The 18,934-nt window shown below is 51.3% G+C and carries 11 protein-coding genes; 4 read left to right on the forward strand and 7 right to left on the reverse strand.

Annotated elements, in window-relative coordinates; all coding sequences use genetic code 11:
- The first annotated feature begins 41 nt into the window (after nt 1-41).
- Nucleotides 42-3,131, forward strand: a complete 3,090-nt coding sequence (locus PVA39_RS08820; protein WP_274123751.1) for an error-prone DNA polymerase — start codon at nt 42-44, stop codon at nt 3,129-3,131.
- Between the two features lie 283 nt (nt 3,132-3,414).
- Here the strand turns inward: PVA39_RS08820 and PVA39_RS08825 are convergent, their stop codons facing one another.
- The 5 genes from PVA39_RS08825 to PVA39_RS08845 form a co-directional block, all read right to left on the reverse strand.
- On the reverse strand, nt 3,415-4,422 hold the full coding sequence (locus tag PVA39_RS08825) for a DUF4365 domain-containing protein (protein ID WP_274123752.1): 1,008 nt from the start codon (nt 4,420-4,422) through the stop codon (nt 3,415-3,417).
- A gap of 174 nt (nt 4,423-4,596) precedes the next feature.
- Complete coding sequence (locus PVA39_RS08830; RefSeq protein WP_274123753.1) at nt 4,597-5,565, reverse strand: hypothetical protein; 969 nt, start codon at nt 5,563-5,565, stop codon at nt 4,597-4,599.
- Between the two features lie 77 nt (nt 5,566-5,642).
- A complete protein-coding gene (locus PVA39_RS08835; RefSeq protein WP_274123754.1) occupies nt 5,643-8,063 on the reverse strand; it encodes an AAA family ATPase in 2,421 nt (806 codons plus the stop codon).
- A gap of 527 nt (nt 8,064-8,590) precedes the next feature.
- Nucleotides 8,591-9,130, reverse strand: coding sequence for a DUF6630 family protein (locus tag PVA39_RS08840; RefSeq protein ID WP_274123755.1), 540 nt, complete (start codon nt 9,128-9,130; stop codon nt 8,591-8,593).
- A gap of 807 nt (nt 9,131-9,937) precedes the next feature.
- Nucleotides 9,938-10,912: an endonuclease gene (locus tag PVA39_RS08845; protein WP_274123757.1), complete on the reverse strand. Its 975-nt coding sequence runs from the start codon at nt 10,910-10,912 to the stop codon at nt 9,938-9,940.
- Nucleotides 10,913-11,074: 162 nt separating this feature from the next.
- Here PVA39_RS08845 and PVA39_RS08850 point away from each other — a divergent pair, with 162 nt between their 5' ends.
- The 3 genes from PVA39_RS08850 to PVA39_RS08860 all read left to right on the forward strand — a co-directional run bounded on the left by PVA39_RS08850 (nt 11,075) and on the right by PVA39_RS08860 (nt 12,853).
- Nucleotides 11,075-11,434, forward strand: a complete 360-nt coding sequence (locus PVA39_RS08850) for a histone-like nucleoid-structuring protein, MvaT/MvaU family (protein WP_274123758.1) — start codon at nt 11,075-11,077, stop codon at nt 11,432-11,434.
- 537 nt (nt 11,435-11,971) lie between these two features.
- Nucleotides 11,972-12,205, forward strand: a complete 234-nt coding sequence (locus PVA39_RS08855) for a DUF7706 family protein (protein ID WP_274123759.1) — start codon at nt 11,972-11,974, stop codon at nt 12,203-12,205.
- Between the two features lie 213 nt (nt 12,206-12,418).
- On the forward strand, nt 12,419-12,853 hold the full coding sequence (locus tag PVA39_RS08860; RefSeq protein ID WP_274123760.1) for a hypothetical protein: 435 nt from the start codon (nt 12,419-12,421) through the stop codon (nt 12,851-12,853).
- Between the two features lie 641 nt (nt 12,854-13,494).
- On the opposite strand, the gene gmtX is transcribed toward PVA39_RS08860, so the two are convergent.
- Nucleotides 13,495-14,091: a gamma-mobile-trio protein GmtX gene (gene gmtX, locus PVA39_RS08865; RefSeq protein WP_274123761.1), complete on the reverse strand. Its 597-nt coding sequence runs from the start codon at nt 14,089-14,091 to the stop codon at nt 13,495-13,497.
- Complete coding sequence (gmtZ, locus tag PVA39_RS08870; RefSeq protein WP_274123762.1) at nt 14,088-17,885, reverse strand: gamma-mobile-trio integrase GmtZ; 3,798 nt, start codon at nt 17,883-17,885, stop codon at nt 14,088-14,090. Before gmtZ ends, gmtX begins: the two co-directional genes overlap by 4 nt.
- Nucleotides 17,886-18,934: the final 1,049 nt, after the last annotated feature.

The raw sequence follows: 18,934 nt of genomic DNA on the forward strand, positions 1-18,934 counted from the left end.
AGCAGCAAAACTGTATATCCATACAGTACTACCTGCCAGTCATGAACACCTCCATCCGTCCGCCTGCCCAGTACGCCGAGCTCCACTGCCTCAGCAATTTCAGCTTTCAACGTGGCGCTTCAAGCGCCAAGGAGCTCTTCGAGAAGGCCGGCCAGCTGGGCTACGAAGCACTGGCAATCACCGACGAGTGCTCCCTGGCTGGCATCGTCCGAGCCTGGCAAGCGGCCAAGGAATCCGGCGTCCGGCTGATCACTGGGACTGAGGTGAGGCTAATTGACGGCCCGAAGCTTGTTCTTCTCGCGCAGAACGTGGCTGGATACCAACGGATCTGCGCACTCATTACAGCCGGGCGCCGACGCAGCCCTAAGGGGCAGTACGAACTCAACCAGGCGGATCTCGATGGCGATAACGATGGCGTTTTGGCTATCTGGATTCCAGGCGCGAATCGTGAGGTGGAACAGGGCCAATGGTTGGCAGCGCGCTTTCCAGGGCGGAGCTGGGTCGGTGTAGAGCTGCATAGGGATGCGGACGACGGTCAGAAGCTCAGGGAGCTGATCAGCCTGGGCAAAGCCCTCCAGATGCCCCTGGTGGCGACGGGAGACGTGCACATGCATGTGCGTGGTCGCCGGGCTCTGCAAGACACCATGACGGCCATCCGGCACCACTGCATCGTTGCTGAAGCAGGCGGACACCTGTTCCAGAATGGGGAACGACATCTCCGCCCTCTTCCCACTCTGGCCGACCTCTACCCATCAGACCTTTTAGCCGAGTCAGTTCGTATCGCCTCGCTCTGCACCTTTGACTTGAGCCAGTTGAAATACGAGTACCCACACGAAGTCGTCCCTGTGGGAAAAACGGCAGCCGCCTGGTTGCGAGAGCTGACTTATGAGGGTGCCGCGTGGCGGTGGCCGGATGGTATGTCGCCCAAGGCGCAGACCCAGATCGAAGCCGAGCTTGGCTTAATTGAAGAGCTTCAGTACGAGAGCTACTTCCTGACCGTACACGACATCGTCCGCTTCGCACGTAGCCAGAACATCCTCTGCCAGGGCCGGGGGTCAGCTGCCAACTCGGCGGTGTGTTTTGCCCTTGGCATTACCGAACTGGATCCGACCAGGATGGCCATGCTGTTCGAGCGCTTCATCTCGAAAGAGCGAAATGAGCCACCAGATATCGATGTCGACTTCGAGCACGAACGGCGCGAGGAAGTGATTCAGTACATCTTCAACCGGTATGGCCGAGAACGCGCCGCGCTGACTGCCGTGGCCAGCACCTACCATTTCGCAGGTGCAATCCGGGACGTGGCGAAAGCGCTTGGCTGGCAACCAGATCAGGTCACTGCACTAGCGAACTGCTGCGGTCGCTGGAGCGACCAGCTTCCTCCGGTTCAGCGCCTCCAAGAGGCCGGATTTGACCCGGAAAACAAGCAGGTCAGGATGGTACTGATCCTCACCGAACAGCTCGTTGGTTTCCCTCGCCATCTGTCGCAGCATCCTGGTGGTTTCGTGATCTCCGAGCATCCGCTCTCAACGCTCGTGCCTGTCGAAAATGCGGCCATGAAAGACCGCACAATCATCCAGTGGGACAAGGACGACATCGACGCCTTGGGCCTCATGAAAGTCGACGTGCTGGCACTGGGAATGTTGAGTGCCATCCGTCGCTGTCTCGATCTCCTGCGACGCTATGACCGCAGGGATCTGACGCTCGCGACTATCCCTCCTGAGGATGCGGCGACGTACCGGATGATCAGCAAGGCTGACACTCTCGGCGTGTTCCAAATCGAGTCGCGGGCACAGATGTCGATGCTGCCGCGTTTGAAGCCAAAAACTTTCTACGACTTGGTGATCGAGGTGGCCATCGTGCGGCCTGGGCCGATCGTTGGCGACATGGTTCACCCGTACCTGCGGCGTCGCAATGGTGAAGAAGAAGTGACCTATCCGAGCGAAGAGCTGCGGGATGTTTTCGAGCGCACCTTAGGTGTACCGCTTTTCCAAGAACAGGTCATGCGCCTGGCGATTGTCGCGGCGGGATACTCACCAGGTGAGGCAGATCAGCTTCGGCGATCCATGGCCGCCTGGAAGCGCCATGGTGGACTGGAGCCGCACCAGATTCGACTGCGCCAGGGCATGCTCGAACGGGGCTACAGCGAGGAGTTCGCGGCTCGCATCTTCGAGCAGATCAAGGGCTTCGGCAGCTATGGTTTTCCGGAATCGCACGCAGCGAGTTTTGCCCTGCTCACCTATGCGAGTTGCTGGCTCAAATGCCATGAGCAATCGGCTTATGCCTGCGCCCTGATCAACAGCTGGCCCATGGGTTTCTACAGCCCCGACCAAGTGCTGCAGGATGCTCGCCGGCATGGCGTTGAGATCCGTCCTGTCGACGTGACGGTGAGTGATTGGGACTGCACGTTGGAGGCGCTGGATCGACGGCTACCGGCGCTGAGGATGGGCCTGCGAATGGTCAGAGGATTAGCTGAAGCCGTGGGTAGAAGGATTGAGGTCGAGAGGGAGGCAAAGTCCTTTAGCGACGTCGGAGACCTCTGTCTGCGCGCGGATCTGGATCACAAGGCGCGCGAGCTCCTTGCCGAGGCTGATGCGCTGAAAAACCTCGCTGGGCACCGCCATGCGGCCCGGTGGGAGATCGCTGCAGTGCAGCAGCCTCTTCCTCTCTTCGCACAAGAGCCAGACGAGAAACCGGTGGCGATTCCGGAGCCCAGCGTCGTGGAAAACATGCACGCGGATTATGCGCGGACAGGCACGACATTGGGGCCGCATCCGATGTCATTGCTCAGAGCTCAACTGAACAAGATGCGTGCGAAGAGCTCGCGAGATTTGCGGGAGATGGGGGACTGTAATCACGTCACCGTGATCGGGATTGTCACCGGCAGGCAGAGGCCTTCGACGGCGAGCGGCGTGACGTTCGTGACCCTGGAAGATGAGTTCGGCATGACCAACGTGATCGTTTGGAAGGACTTGGCCGAGCAGTACCGATCAGCCCTAGTGCATTCAAAGCTGCTCCAGGTGAAGGGCAAACTGGAGGATCAAGAAGGTGTGGTGCACTTGATCGCGGGGCACCTTCAGGATCGGAGTGACTTGCTGGAGGGGCTGGATGTGAGGAGTAGGAATTTTCACTGATGCCGCCTGCGTAAAGCAATTCCCTAATACCCACTCAACCAGCAAAAATCGAAAATACACAGCCGCCAAAAGCCACTATGGAACTAGCGGCAACTCCTCAAAAATAGATGCTAAAAGGGTGTATCCATCTCCCTAAATGTATCCTTGATGGATTACTATAAGCCCGTTGTGAGAGTCCTAGTAGGGGCGGTTTCAGGTCGCGCTCCTGACCAAAATCGGAAATAGCGCATGTCGCCTCGGCGACAGTCCTAGGTCTGCCTCGAACGGGCTCTTACAACCTCGCTCAAATACCCTGTCGACGCCGAGCAACCTCATAGATCGAGTACAAGGTTCTGTCATCGCTTTCCACGCAATTAAGCGACGTGATGATGTTTCTTTCCAGAACCACCCGAACGACCGCCTCTTGTCGGTCAAAAAATGTGACCCTGGCCGTAGCTCCCTCGTAAAAGCGCTCACGCTGATTACCATTCGGTAATTGATGCGTCGTGCTAGGAGTCAATCGTTTAGGCTGAACCCCGCTAGACGACTCTAGAATTTTGCTTGCACAAGGAAGTAATAACAAAGACTGCAGCATTCGAGACTTAGATCGTCCAATGCGCGTCATATGACGCCAGCCTCTGTTGGAAACCTTTACACCTCCAAATGCTTGCGGATCAGTTTTAGATACATTCATCCAGTCTTGGTAGAAAGTGCGGCTGCGTTTATGGACACTTTGGCTGCCTGCAAAAAGCTGACACGGATGGCTAGATGACCAGGTGACGGAAGTGGGGGCCTCTATTCGCGGTAAAGCTCTGAACTCAGCCCATCGCCAGCAGAGGTTAAAGAGTTCCCCTTTTCCCTCCCAACCGTCAAGCTTGCGCCGAAGATCAAAAATCACACCCCCTGAAGCATCGAAGCTTTTAGGATTTTTAAGATCCGACCAGTAAGCCGTGGGCTCGCCTCCAGTAACTCTGGGTGGAATAACATTGATCATGATGGTAGGGCCTGGAAATGATAACCATCGCTGTCGGTGCGCCTCCAAATGCTTCTTTCCAATATTGATCTTATAGGTTGCAGTGGCTGGCAGCTTACTGATGTATCCAGTCTTAACCTGCGCAAAAATCACGTCGCCTGTGGGCCCACCATAGGCGGTTTTTTTTCTCCGCTTCGGAAGGATCAGTATATCTATACTGTTGTCGTTGTGTGCAGCGATTACCTCAATGCCACAAGCCCACTTCCCCTCAATGATCCATCTAAGCCAACTAATTCCGATTTGCCCTATGTGATTCGTGTCATGAACTTGCCTTCCCATGCGACTTTTCTCCGATTCTACCTGGGAGATTAGTTTGAACGTGACGCCCAATTGCTTGCCCCTCTGACAAGCCAACACGGGCACAACGGTACTTGTAAGTAATTATACGCATCGACTGCTATATAAATTGCATGCCAATCGAAAGAACTTGGACTCCCATGCAAATCGACTACATCAATCCATTTCGGCCACGCTCCTGCAAAAATCGCAAAGCCTATACAACTCATCGTCGGGGTCAATGTCGTGATCAAGCTGCCCGCCACATTCGACGCAGCTCAGTCCAGGGCTATTCTCCTGACACAGCGCACAAACCAACTCATCCACGATGTACGTACGGTGCCCACAATGGGAGCAGCGCTCCAGCGGAGGCTCTCCACCCTGGCTTGCGGTCAGATATAAGTCGCGAAAATGCCTTTTAACGAGAATGCTTTCCACGGTCTCCTCATAAGTAGCAACAGCATCACAACTTGTGCACTGAAACCTAGTTGCGGGAGCCTGCTCGATAGGTAGCACCGGCTTGATTAGTACTGATCTGCAGCTATCACACTGCGCTCCGAAGGCGAACTCGCCCAGCATGGGTACCGGCCACTCGATAGCTTGCAAAGCCTCCCTGCAGGCTTCCGACTCAGCTTCGAAGAATGCGTTTTGCTTGACGAGGAACGACCATACTTCAAGGCCAAGCAGTTCCACAGGACTTTGCCCGAGATGCCGAGGGGCAAATTGCTGGATTAGGTGAAATGATGCCCCCATAGCTGCAAGAAGAGCTGAAATGGGCTTGGGACTGAAGTAATGCTCAACAGCGTTACGTAGGTCGGTCAGCTCTTTGAGTTTTTTCCAGTCAATGTCATTGACTCCTAGACCTTCGAGGCGGTCGATGATGGATTGCACATCAACCGTTTTTGTACCCCTTCCAATCCAGATGGGGTTCCCATCCGCGTCTAGCCCTGGAACGACAGTCTGCTTTAGAAGCGACTCTTTTGAATCAGGTGGGCTCAATGCTTGTAGCTTGACCTTGAATAGCAACAAAAGCCCTGAAGTCAGATTGCGAAGCGCGGAAAGCGCCCGCGCATCATCCTGGGCAGCAGCCTGATAATCCTCAACCCCAAGACGAATGGATGCTACGGCATTCTCAAGCATCGACATGACATCTCTCCCCAAGCGGAATGTGGACTTAGACCGCCGGCATTTCTATTCCTCAGGCGGCTTTTGCGACGTCCAAGTCAGAACGGAATGTCAGGCGTAATTTCCCGGGTGTCAGCCTTGGCGGCAACTGCAGGAATAACTATTGGTGCTGCTGGCGGCGGACTTGTAACGATCGGAGTCGCACCTGTTTCGCCAACAGCCCCAGTGGCGACAACAAAGTCTTGAGGCGGCTGCAGCGGGGCGTTTTCACCCTCTGGATCCGCAAGCGGATCTTCGGGATCGAGGTCGACAAAGTGATCCCCCATCATCATCCGATAATGGGCCATGTGATCCATAGCCTTGAAGACCTTATAGAAGATCCTCATGTAGCTGGATGCCATGCCATCACCAATCGCAACATAGAGCTCATCAGGCGAATAATGAGATCCATCATTGACCCAGCTAATCAGTGACTGGCACTGCGTTTTCTCATGCCCCTCAAATTTTTCAATCAGCTTCTGAGTGTTAATTCCGCCGAGAATTTTGAAGTAATTCTCCAGAATTCTGCGCATCGTATTCTGAATGGTCAGCGCAGAAACCGGCGCTTTAGTTAACTCTGTCCATAGCAGCTGGTAAGACGTCCTTATGGGGTTTATGGCATAAGACTCTACGAGCGAGTAATCAGCTGGCTTGCGAATGATCCAGAACGTCTCCTCAGGCCTGGCCCTGTCTGCCTTACGCTCGGGGTGAAATGTTATTTCCTTATGGAAGTGAACGTTATGCGTCAGCACGAAAATCTGTTTCAGATTACTGCCTTTCTCACGCACTTCAGCAAACAGCTGCTTAATGAGACTGCTCACGATAAAGAGCACATCACTATCCAAGCTAGACACAGGGTCATCGATGACTACTATGCGGTCACTACTTATCCCTGACGTTGTTATACTGCCCTTCAGCAGGTGATAGAAATATAGGAATGTGACGAATGTTTTTTCGCCCTCGCTGAGCGTAGCCTTGGCATCACTTCCATTACCCCTAACAATTTTATATGCATTATCCTCACAAGCAGGATCGAGGGAAAAACTCCTAAATCCGAAGTCCTTGAGAATCTTGTTAATGGCATTGACGGTAGGTTTCACACTCGTAAGGGTTTTTTCAATCTCAGAAATTTCAACTTCTGCAGCTGTAATGTCCGACTTTGCTTTTCCCAGGCTCGTATTGATTCCCCCTATGGCTTTATCGAGAGCATTAGTCTTCTGCTCATAGTCGGTGAGCGTGCCCTTTAGCTCCACGTCGACAAGATATTTCCATACTTCACCGGCCAGCTTCTTCTGCTCAGCCGACAATCCTGCTACTAAATTATTATGTTCAGCAACTTTAACGTTGGCAGCTTCGATTAACCCAGCAATTCCCACCTGAATATCTGCAATCGTTTCAAGTTCAGCCACTGAGCTTGGGCGAGCGAGCTTGTTTTCCAAGCGCTGCCTATTAACTTGAATTATCGAGCTTAGAGCTTGAAACTCAAGATCGAGTTTTTCTTTGTCTAAGTGAGTACAGTCAGTTGCTATAATACTGCCCATCTGACTTAAGATTGAGTCTGCCGCTGCATTATAATTGGTGTGAAATTGCGATAGCGCTTTTGTATCTGACTCAAAAGTCGCATCAAAATAATCTTCGAGATTCTTTTCGAAGTCATGAGGTAACTTTTGTTGGCAAAAAGGACAATCATCATCGGTGTGCTCAAGGAATTTCATACCTTGGCGAACCCAATCGCTACTGCCAAGGGATTGAATCATCGCCGATATATTGACATCCTCCTTACCCACTATCTTCTTGGCTAGTGAAGGATCTTGCTCATAGGCTATCAAGCGGGATAAATCAAGGCTAGCAACCCCACTCATCGGAGAGGGAGCTTCACCATAAACTATCTTGGCCTTTTTCTTCAGACTCTCTAGGTCAGCCAGTGAAGAAGTGTTGTTTTTCTTCTCAAGTAGGACTTTGTTTTTGAAACTCTCTTTATTGCCCCTAACACCCGTGAATGCATCTTGGAAGTCCTCATCATGTTTTAGTTTTTGCTCCCAGCATTTTGCTACGAGCCCGGCCTCAAGAGCATTCTTTTCGGCATTTTTGCCCCCATTGCCATCCGGCCCGCCAAGCGCCTCAAGCGCCTTATTCCTGAGCTGTTCGTGACGGACTCTTTCTTTCTGAAGTTCATCAAGGCGATCAAGCTGCTCTTGCTGCGCCTGGCCTAAAGTAAACACCCCTTTAAATTGCTTGGAATCAGTGAAATTAGCAGTGATGAAGTCGTTGTTATACACATGCGCAGGTATCGGATTATTCTTCGACCAAGTCACATGGGATGTAGAGGATAACTGCGGATTGAATATCAACCGGCTGATGGTTGTCTTGCCCGCGCCATTAGCCCCATAGAAGAAGTTAATTTCCTTTAAATTCGAGAGAGTTTCGGGGGTTGTAGCGCTGTAAGTTGCAATATCGCGCAGGGAAATCGACTCGATCATGTCTCGCTTCCATGTTGAGACGGTGGCCAATTCAAGCCACAGCTGGTTAAAAATTCGGTGAGCAAGGCACTGGGAACGACAGCCTTGCTTAGGCCAGCCGCGTGATGGCGAATGGCCTTACCCAGCATAGGCTGCCTTCGGCTTTTGACAAGTTATCGAGAACGGTGCGTAGACCTGCAGTAACAGACGGCGCTTACGAGTCTGGATTAGTTGAGTTTAATCCTCAGATCGCCTGACTCGGTCGTCTTCGCCCCACACCCGCGCAACTGCTTCACCGTCCCACCTCGACCCAGGTCGACGCATGGTCGCTCGGATGCTCCTCTCATTCATTATGCACCTAACCTATTAGGGCCTGAGCGCGCCCCCACGGCTGGATAAACCGACGCGTGATGTAAATTTGCCCCTGGAAACAAATGCGAACACGAGATTGAGGGCGCCGAAAGCCGAAGCACATGCGGCAGGGTTTGTGACGCTCTCCCAAGAAACGAGAACCGTCTAGCCTTTGTCCGATCGGCTGAATTCTGCAGTCAAAAACTTTCCAGGCTGAGCCTGATATCCGCCTCTTTAGCCAACTCCGCAGTCTGTTGAACGTGCTGGGCTTCGACGACAAATCCTGCGTATTCGTCCCCACCGGTATTCATGTGCAGATACCGCATTCCATGTTTTTGCAGCCAAACATCAAACTCGGCCAGCACCTCAGGCATCGTCTTACTACCGTCGTGCGCATAGGCAAAGGGAGCCGAAATACCACTAGCCCGCACGAGAATGGGTGCCAAATACTCAAAGCTATCGAAGCCCCGAAAATCACATACCAGCAACGTGAGCTGCTCTAATTTCTGGCCACGCCGATCATCGGTCAATCCTTCGTATAGAGCCGTCTCGGGGCAGTCACCCTCTCTTAGCTTTCTCAAGATGCGCCGCTCCAGCCTGCCACGCTCCTCTGCTGGCAAGCGGACAAGCAGCAGCTCCAGCAAAGACTTCAAAGCACGAAGCTGCTCGGGCAGCCCAGGCCTCAGTGCCTTAAAGCATTCACTGTCACTAAGTTCAGTTGAGTCGGGCGGTGGCATGCTAAAGCTTCCACCAAATAGTCGATCCCATATTCCCATACGCTACACCTCACCTACAGTTGCCAGCTTTGCGAAACCCTGCGGATACCTTCCTGCAACTGGAGGAGCCATCGTCCGGTACCTCGCTGAGTACGCTGACCAACACTCGATAAGTACCCTGAAGCAGCGCCTGGCGGCTCTGGCTCAATGATACATCACCCAAGGTTTTCCAGATCCGACGAAAACGCCTGATGTCAGGCGCGTTCTCAAAGGCATTCGTGCCGTTCACCGTGCTCAGGTCAAAAACGCGGCGCCCCTCCAGCATTTGGAACAGGCCATCAGATGGCTGGAGTATGAGGCGACCACCGTGTATGCCGCCGGCAACCACAAAGCCGTCATGCGGTATCGACGAGACATTGCCCTGTGAGGGCTTTACGCTCGAAGAACTAGAGGCTTTGTACAGGGTTCTCAATCAGATCCGGGAAAGGATGATTGTTGAGGCGGAAGTACTAGAGTCACTTTGAGCATCGCACTTGGGCGTGGCCTAAGGGATCTAGGATGACAAAGGGCCTGCAGGCAAAGGCAGTCTAGCCAGCGCCAAAAGCGCGCTGTAACCCTGTTTTTTTGCACTGTAACCTCAGCAGGTTTACCGCGATAAAAAGCTGGTTTACACCCTCTTGCAAAGCCTCCGACCAGCCACACCTATACACCTTGGAGTCGCGCGCCGAGATCTCCAGTCTGAAATGAGAGCGTGAAACCAGAAAGCTTGGTCATGGGAAGCAGAGCTGTAGTGATCCAATGTAATGGGTGAAGCAAATGCGGACGCGGTCACTTACAGTTGCCTGCCTTCCGATACCCAGCATCAATCGCTTCTGCTTCAGACTCAAACGTCACCTGGTTCTTCAGAGAAACCTGGCCGTAGCTGGGACATCCAAGAGGCAAGTGATATACGTTGCTGCGGCGATTCCCAACCACATCACCTGGAGCGTGGCTGGTGTCCGCTGGAGCATTTTGAGCTTTTGCCACCTGCCGCAAAGGCGCTGCCGGCGAGCCACTCTTCAAGCCATCACCAGTTGGCTTGTAACCCAAATTCCATACTCGCTCGCCAGTCACAAAAGCATTCGAGTATCCAACGATTTTCGCGATCCGCTCGTTGCGCTCAATTTCCCAGTCGGATGGCGGGTACTGCCTACTCCAAGCGCCCAGGAGCTGCTGTTGTTGGCGCGACATGTTTAAGCCGTAGCGGTCAAACATATAGAACGTGGTGCGAGCAACGAGTCCTTTGACCTCGTCACGAGGCTCCGCAGTCCTCGCGGCAAAATCCACCCGCGTTGTGCACTGCCCGTATTGAGGCGATACATCGGGCGCCATCCCGTAGTTAAAATTCGCCCGATCTCCGTTGACCTCGCCAACTGACGGATACAGGTTGTAGAGATCAGCTTCCATCGCTCGGAAAACAGGATCAGTCGCAACGCAGTTCTTACGCCCGCCGTTCTGCCAACACTGTCTCTGATGACCAAACTGCCAGGCGGGCACAATGTGCTCCCACTCCGTCCGTTCGGCGCGGGCTCGCTGCTTCCTCGTTTCGTATCCGCATGACTCTGCATCTATTCTACCCCCGGACTTACCGACCCACTCCCATCGACATCCACAATAGAGATCACCGACAGGCCCATCGGCTTGATCAAAAAAAACCTCACGCTTTGCGACGACCTTTGCCGCACTAAAACTGGACGGAGCACCAGCGAACGATGAGGTTGCATTAAAAACCAGCAGCGCGAAAACGAGAAAAACTTGCTTCATTCGACAGCTTAATTCCAAGGATCAAGCGCGGGATTATAAGCGGACTGCCCTCCTCCCGGTCACTATTAAAAAATGCAACGGAATGTCTTTTCGCTTAGACTGTCCATTCAAACAGCAACAAACCATCGCTAGACATAATCAAAATTGTATTGGGGAGACACCATGTCCAAACTCGCAGAATTCAAAGCGCTTGAAGCCCAGATCGAAGAGCAAAAGCAGCGCCTTGCAGCCCTTCAAGGTGACGAAGGCCTAAAGAAAGAAATCGAATTTGAAAGCAAACTGCGCAAGCTGTTGGCTGAGTACAACTACTCGCTGCGCAACGTTATTGACCTGCTGGATCCTTCCGCGGGCACAGCACGCAAAGCAGCTTCAGCTAAGCCGGCTCGTCGCGAGCGCACCCTCAAGCGTTACAAGAACCCGAAGACCGGTGAGGTGGTTGAGACCAGGGGCGGCAATCACAAGGTGCTGAAGAGCTGGAAGGAAGAGCACGGTTCTGATGTTGTTGAGAGCTGGGTGCAGTGAGTGATTGATCAAAGGCCGCGAGAGCGGCCTTTTTGTTGCCTGAAAGGTTTATCCAAGACCTGAGAGTCCAGATAAATGAAGAGGCAGCGCCCGCCTCCACACCTCACTATATAGGCTTTGCTCTAAACATTGATCAGTGTCGTCCGCGAGCATCCTGATAAGCCTGATTGCCCATTCCAACTCATCACACTCACGAGATGTGCCGCCGGTGCTCCAGGTGATTGGCTCTTTGATCGATGCATCGCCTAGCCGCCCCTTACGATCTAAGCTTCGAGTGCCTTAGGATTGCCCGCAGCCATCCTGCTGCGCATATGGTGCATTATCAATATATGCCTAAATCGTATTTCATGTTTTTTTAAAATACTTCAACTATATGAAAACCACTCAAAAACAACAAGACTTGAAAGTGCGGGACTAAATAGATACCTTCCCACAGCTGCTTTAGTCCATGTGCTCTAGAAGGCATTAGCAGTTCTACTGAGCAACTTCATTGATCAATAGAAAAGCTGGAGCCGATTAAAAAAATGGTGCTTTCTCATGGGTAATCAGGTTCAACACAAGAACGTCATCGTGACTTTTAATATTGGCGGCTGCCAAACTGATGCAGAATTGAGCCACGGGGAAACTTTAGCGCTTGCTCAGTTCTTCAAGCGTCTTACTTGGAGTGAGCTACGTGGATGCGCAGAGAGTGATGAAGAGGCCTATTTAATCCGGTCGGCAGTCTCAAAGCTGCAGGACGCGATGGCGCGTGGTGGTTATGCACCGCGCTGATCCGTATTGAAGCTAGTTTCCAACATGCCTTTATATCAGTGATACCTGAATGACGTCTGATCAGCGAAATGGTGATCTGAAAATTAAACCCTCGCCCGTCATCACTTGCCGACTGGCTGTCAGCGCATCAATGCACCTGACATGAGTTTCTAGGCTCTCCGTATTGTTCCCGCGTTGATAGCTGCACGTTTCTTTGACTTCAAGGTAAAAGCGATGCTCACAGAGTCGCCCTACATCACTCACCGCGAAACCCTGCTCAACGGCAAGTACGGCACCGCCTACCTATTGCAAGAATTCCTCCTGTACCAGCTAAACCCCTGGCAATACCCGTTTGACATCGATCAGCACCGTGGCGGTTTCGATAGCCGCCACCTGCAGATCTACAAAGACATGAAGTGGTGGTACTGCTACAACGGGTCGGATTCTGCAGCATTCAAAGAGCTGGCCCATACGATTGAAGCTCGGAAGCTCAGGGAAGCCGAAGCCCTCAGGGAGAGCCTGAAGCGCCTCCGCCAGACTCGGCCTGAGGACTACCCACACGAGGAGGGAGAGGATCAGCTCAAGGCCTATCAGTTAGATATCGAACTTCATGAAATGTACTACAGGCGGTACGTGGAGAAGGGTTATCTGCAGGATTTAGGAAGCTGAACCCTCACTATGACATAGCAGATAACTGGCGATCTGTAGGAGTTACTGATTCCCGACACCTGTTTAGGGCTAGAATACCCGCCATAAATAGGTGTCCGATAACCAAGCAACGTCGTTCCTTTACGAAGCAGCACGCTCGTTAGACTGGTAGCACCGTTGGCGATGGGCGTGGTAACAAGACCGCACCACCCGCGAACGCCAAACAGAGCACTTCCACCGACTCCCGCTCACTTAGCTAATCTATCAGTGCGTAGGATTGAACTCGTCCGGCATCAGGAGAGCCATAGTCGAACCTGCCCCACACCAAGTCACATCAGAATTAACAGCAATCCTTGCATTGGAGCCGTTGTAATACGGTTTCCGTCCTCAGCTCTAAACGCCATTCCATTAGTATCTACCGTGTGGACGCCGGGCCGTTCGGTTTTAGATCTCGCAGCTCATTCCTCCAACCATCCACTCACCGTTCCAAACTAGCACAGTGCAGCAATGATCTTCCTTATTTGTGCACGCCATTTGGCGGCGACAAAGCGGACGACTTCGATATCATTGGTCATACAAGGCAACGACGAGCTGAAAAAGAATGAGGTATGTTGAATACCGTAACAAATCAAGTGCGCAACACGTCCTTTGCCGCCGCCGGCTTAAAAATACTTGAGAACCTTTCTGAGCGCTTCCAGCGTTCCAGGCTTGAAGACATTCTTCCCCTGAGAATCAACTAACGTGCCTCTCTGACCCACCTCTAGATTCCAAGCTTTGAGGAACTCATCCGAAAGAAGGTATTCGATCGCATTGCGCTCTGGATTCGTGAGCTTGAAATCATTGGCAGTTGCCAGACGATCGTCTACTCGAATCTCGGTACCTGGCGGAATAAATTCTCGAATGAGCTTTTCCGCCTCCCGGAGTTTCGATAGCGTGATATTCACCATCAGCTTGGTCTTAGGTTCTTTAATGTCTTCAACCCAAGCATCCGCGGTTCTAGGTTTGGGCGGCCGTTTCCGAGCGCCAGGACTCTCCTCAAAACACTTGATCAGCGCTCTATAACTCTCTCCGCTCGAATTATGGATGCTCTGCACTTTTGGCACACCACGTCCGGCGCCCAATCGGGATATCGTTGTATAGGAAAAATCCGTAGCTCCCCGATCAACCTGTTCCTGACACACAGCATACACAGCGTCCAGCGTGGCGCTTTTACGCGGCGATTTGGACTTAAGAGCTGCAAGTAATTCATCAGGAGTCATTGCGCTTCTTTCTCTGACAGACGTCGCTCCGCCGCGCTCAGGCTCTGAGAGTTTAGTGCCTCATCGTTCAAATCCTCGTCCTTGCACAACCTGAAAATCGGCCCGTCAGGTACTTCCAGCGCAGATGAACAAGCTGCCGAGCCCGTACCTTCGTAGGGAACTGAGATTCCAGCTGCTTGCGCCAACGTACCCAAAAAAATTGGCTTGGACTCAAGGAGTGTCTGCATCTCAGATTTTTCGATACGTTCAGCTCCGGTAAGATCTGCCAGGAGCAGCTTACCTTCAACTAACATATCTACTCGCTCCCAGCTCTTAACCCTGCCGAACAAGAATTTAGTGACCTGATTGCCAAGCAGCAATTGCTCCTTCTCAGTCAAACTGCACATCCCAGGACGCAGGTCATTCATAAGCGCCATCTTATCTAGCATCAGTGAGCGGCGCGGTACCGCAAAATCAGCAGTCGCTGACTGGAAGATAGTTGCATTAATGCACACCTCGTGGAGCTGTTGAAACAACGAGGTATCCTCGATATCGATATCAATTTCATGACTCTCTTGCACAACCAACATCAACTCAGTATCCCGAGGATTACTTTTTTCATTTCTAGAGATGATCTCTCGACACTCATTGATATGTTTAGTAAGAGCTTGGAGATCACAGAGAAACATGTCCATTTTTTTTGCGGTACTTTCTTGTTCCGACTGAAGCTTACGAATTTCCACACGTGCTCCATTACGCGCTTTCCCATCAAAGGTTACACCGGCTTGCACGAGGTCATACTCCTCCTCATCAAACTTTTGCACCTCCAGCTCAAGAACTTTGATTTGCTTATCAAAGTCAGCGTAGCGCTCTGAAAGTAACGTCATCCTCAGCGAAATCTCATTCCATTGTGAGAGTAATCCGCCGAGGAACATCGGGCCAGTGATGAAGTGTCGGCAGCGTGGGCAGTTCTGCATACCTAGGTAACCGTATGGAGTATGGAGTCGAACCTGCGTCGCCCCCACAAGGGCGCCCCCATCTTCGCAACGTCCTGCAGCATATGGGCAAATCCCATAATCCCTCACCAAGTTACTACCCGCATATCCCGAGCGCAGCATCTCCAACGCATTCTCACTTGAAGCAATCAATTGATGGCGAAGCGCGTCAACCCTACCCTGCTCGATCATATCTTGGGCAGCGTAGCTCTCTTGCTGTAGTGCCTTTTTCTCTCCCTCACCAATGCGCCTTCGGAGAGCCTCGCCACCAATTTTTGCGTAGTAAATATTCATAACGATAGAGGTGTGTCCAGCCAACTTCATGACCACTTCAATCGGTAAGCCAAACTCAAACACATACGCACTGATAAGACTGACACGCATGCTGTGAGGCGTGTACTTGGAGTCATAACGACTCAAAGTGCTATGACTCCCACCCTCCAGAAAAGTCGCGAGAACTAAATCTCTGGGCTGACTGTAATAAAGTGCCGCCGCTAGACGCTCACTTGATCTAGCTGAATATGCAGCAGGCTCTCCTTCACCGAACGCGCGAAAAAGAAAACAATTTGCACCCTTTGCAATGAGTTGCGCACGATTAAGTACAGTCCGAACGCATTTCTCCCATGGAAATGGCTCATTAATAGGGTTGTACTTCTCTTGCCACTTCCGGAGCTTAACCATCCAGTAGACTAAGGCATCTGGAGCCCAGTCAACTTTATATCCTGCACCTTGAAAACCGGTTTTGTTAGAGGTAAAATACATACCCCACCCGTTATCTCCCATTTGCATAAAGCCTTCTCTACGATGTAGAGACTTACGGGAATGTAAATAATTCGGCTTCCACCCCGCCAACTTGCCAGTGTTTTTAACCCAGACAACTTTCCCCTCGACGATGTCACCAATATAATCGTCAGCCTCCCCTGAATCGTTATATGCAATTTGGCGCCCCCGTGCTGGAATAGACACTAGAGCATATGTATGCATCCAGTACACGGGGCACCAAATAAAATATCGACCGTCACGAACCTTATATATACAATCTGGATCTTGCGGGTCAATTATCGCCTCATCAACCTCGATGTAATCTGAGTCGAAGCCCTGAATATGCCGCAATTCTGAAAAATGCTTTGCCGCTTGTGGAACGATCCATAATTTCAGATTTTCCACATACTGATATGCTAGCGCGGGCTTTACGCTTTCACTAGGACGTGCATTATCGGTGATAGTGACTGCGTGTTCCAGGTGAGCAAAAGGGTTAGATGCGTTGCCCACCCTGACATTCTCACCAGTCTCCTCATCTTCGATAGTGAGCTCAGTCTTTAGGACATGGTTTAAGTACTCGTTTACATGACGCAATAGGCTTCGCCCTACCGTTTGCGATGCCTGTTGATCAAGAAGCTCTTTGAATGGCTTAATATCGATGCCAGTCATAAATAGAAATTCATGGGCGGTCTTACCAAGCTGATAAGGCCCAATAAAATGGCGCAAAAAACGACAAAGACTAGTCTCCTTTGGCACCGCCGACCTTGTACCAACAAGCCACTCACGGATGCCTGAAACCCAGCCACGCAATTGCTCGTCGATAAAGTCGAGCGAATAGGGCTCGACTTTGCTTAGGAACCTGTGGGAATTGACCCACTCCTCATAATGAGTTTCCGGGTGCAGCGGCATGCGCAGGTCTTTTATTTCCCGCACTAGGGATCTGTATTCTTTCATCGTCCTACACCCGTGAGCAGAAGAAATTTCCCTAAGCTCTTCAAAGGTATAAGGTGGCGGTAAACCCAACACGTCTTCCCAAGACGTCCACTCGCTCTTAAATTCTTTTGATGGCTTTTTCGGATAATGCGGATACTCCCGGAGGATTTCCCGATAATGTCGAGCCGACGTTATTTTTAAATACCTTACGGCACACTTAAACTTAATGAACGAGTCAAGAATATCGGGCAATAGGTACTTATCCCAGCCGGGGAAATTTTTGTAGCGCGCGTGGGGGTATTTTGGAAGCCTAGCATCAACTCCGCAGCGCTCCTTATAGTCAGCCGCTGAGGAAAAAAAATATTGAGAGGCAACTTCCCTAGCTTCTTGCCACGTATCACACTTCAACAAATAAATACTAACGCCGCAGGCTTGTTTCCAGCCAGGCCAGTCTTGACCATAGATTTCATCTGGATGGCCCGGCATCATAGGATCTTCATGACGTCTTAACTTAAAGTCTTTCTGCCCTTTAATTCCCAGCGCCCGCAATGCTTTCTCAAACTCCTTGTAAGTCTGGTACTTACCGGCGCCCTTCCGGCTAGGGTCATACCGAAGAAACTGCGGCCATCCACCCCACTCATCCTTATACATCTTATGAGGATAACGTGGCAGTCTGGGGTCAAGCGCGTATTTCTCGCGATATACCCTTGAGTTAAAAATACCTAGAGCAATGGCTGCCTCAGACGCGGCGGCGAGATTGCTGTAATATCCGCTCTTCCTTGCGAAAAAATCATCATGACCTGGATAGCTGCTACCATAAAACTTTCTGGGATTAGCGGGCAGTTTAGGATCCTCGTGCCGTCGCTTGCTGTACTGAGAAAAGTTTTTTACACCCAAGGCGAGAACGACGGCTTTTGCTTCCTCAACGCTCTGATAGAGCGAACGACACCCACTAGTGAATGCCCCCCAGCCGGGATACTCATCCCCATAATGCAATGATGGGCTTACTGGTAACCCTGGATACTCGTGCCGTCTTGCGCGGTAATCTGCGAGACTATTAGGTTTCATCTTTGCTACAGCAGCAATGGCATCTTCCAATGACAACCATACTTTTTTACGAGACATAAGAACCCTAATCCAGCCAGCAAAGACCAGAGAATTAATTAATGATTAGGAACTAAGAAAATCTAACTAGGCACAAGTAGCCCAGCAGAGCGGATGAAATTAAAAAACAACTTCTAAATTTGGCAGCGAAGATCTCATGCTTCTTAAAACCAAATCATGCACACCGGACATTTTTGCCAAGCAAGTTCGCTGACCCGGAACAAACCTAACATCACTATCTACTAGTTTTCCAACATTTTTTTTCTGGCCGGCCGAGCATACCTGCAGGCCTCTATTTTCAGGCCCTCTTTTTTTTAAGAGTTGCCTTCTCCTGTTTTTACGCAAGATTTGCGTTGAAAATTTTGCTTGGAGCACTGAGACCGACCTCGTTGAATTCAGAATTGCCCGAGCAATTCCAAATCCAGCGAAGGTGCCCAAAAAGCTCAGATTGTCGTCGGATGAGGGGGAAATGCGGTTCGACCACATGTCCAATGATCGCTCATGACGACTTTTACTTTTTTTCTAGTCAGCGGACGGACAGCCTAGGTTTACGGCTTCGGGTTAGCTCTAATTCAAATTGAGATTGCTTGGCCTTTCATGGCAATGCTGGTTGGAGCCCTACGATATAGCGCCTACCTGGCATACCTCGGCTCGCAGTTGCAAAGCCGAGCGGTAACCTTAGGGGAACTACCAATTCTGAATTGGATGTCGGAACCACCCGATACCGGCTGCGTGACTCCAGAGTGATTCGGACACGCGCTTATGCACACCGCAAGCGGGAGGGTGCTAGAATGGAGGAATTTACACCAGCGCTTGGTGATCTAATGTTTAGTCACCAACATACCATCGATTCGAAAAACAGCAATTAGATACAATGCCTGGATTGAAAAACAAATGACGTCCAGATCTAAAGCAAAGGTACTTGACGGCACCTCGTTCCATAATTCTAAATCACTCGCCCCAGTCAAACCAATTTGCGAGGATGGGCATCTGATCTCGAATGACCTGATATAGTTGTGAATTGCCAGCCCCTTCTCGACTTGAGCAGATTCGCTCATCGACCAAGCTGA

This window comes from Pseudomonas sp. CNPSo 3701 (assembly GCF_028674975.1).
In the GTDB taxonomy this organism is placed as follows: Bacteria; Pseudomonadota; Gammaproteobacteria; order Pseudomonadales; family Pseudomonadaceae; genus Aquipseudomonas; species Aquipseudomonas straminea.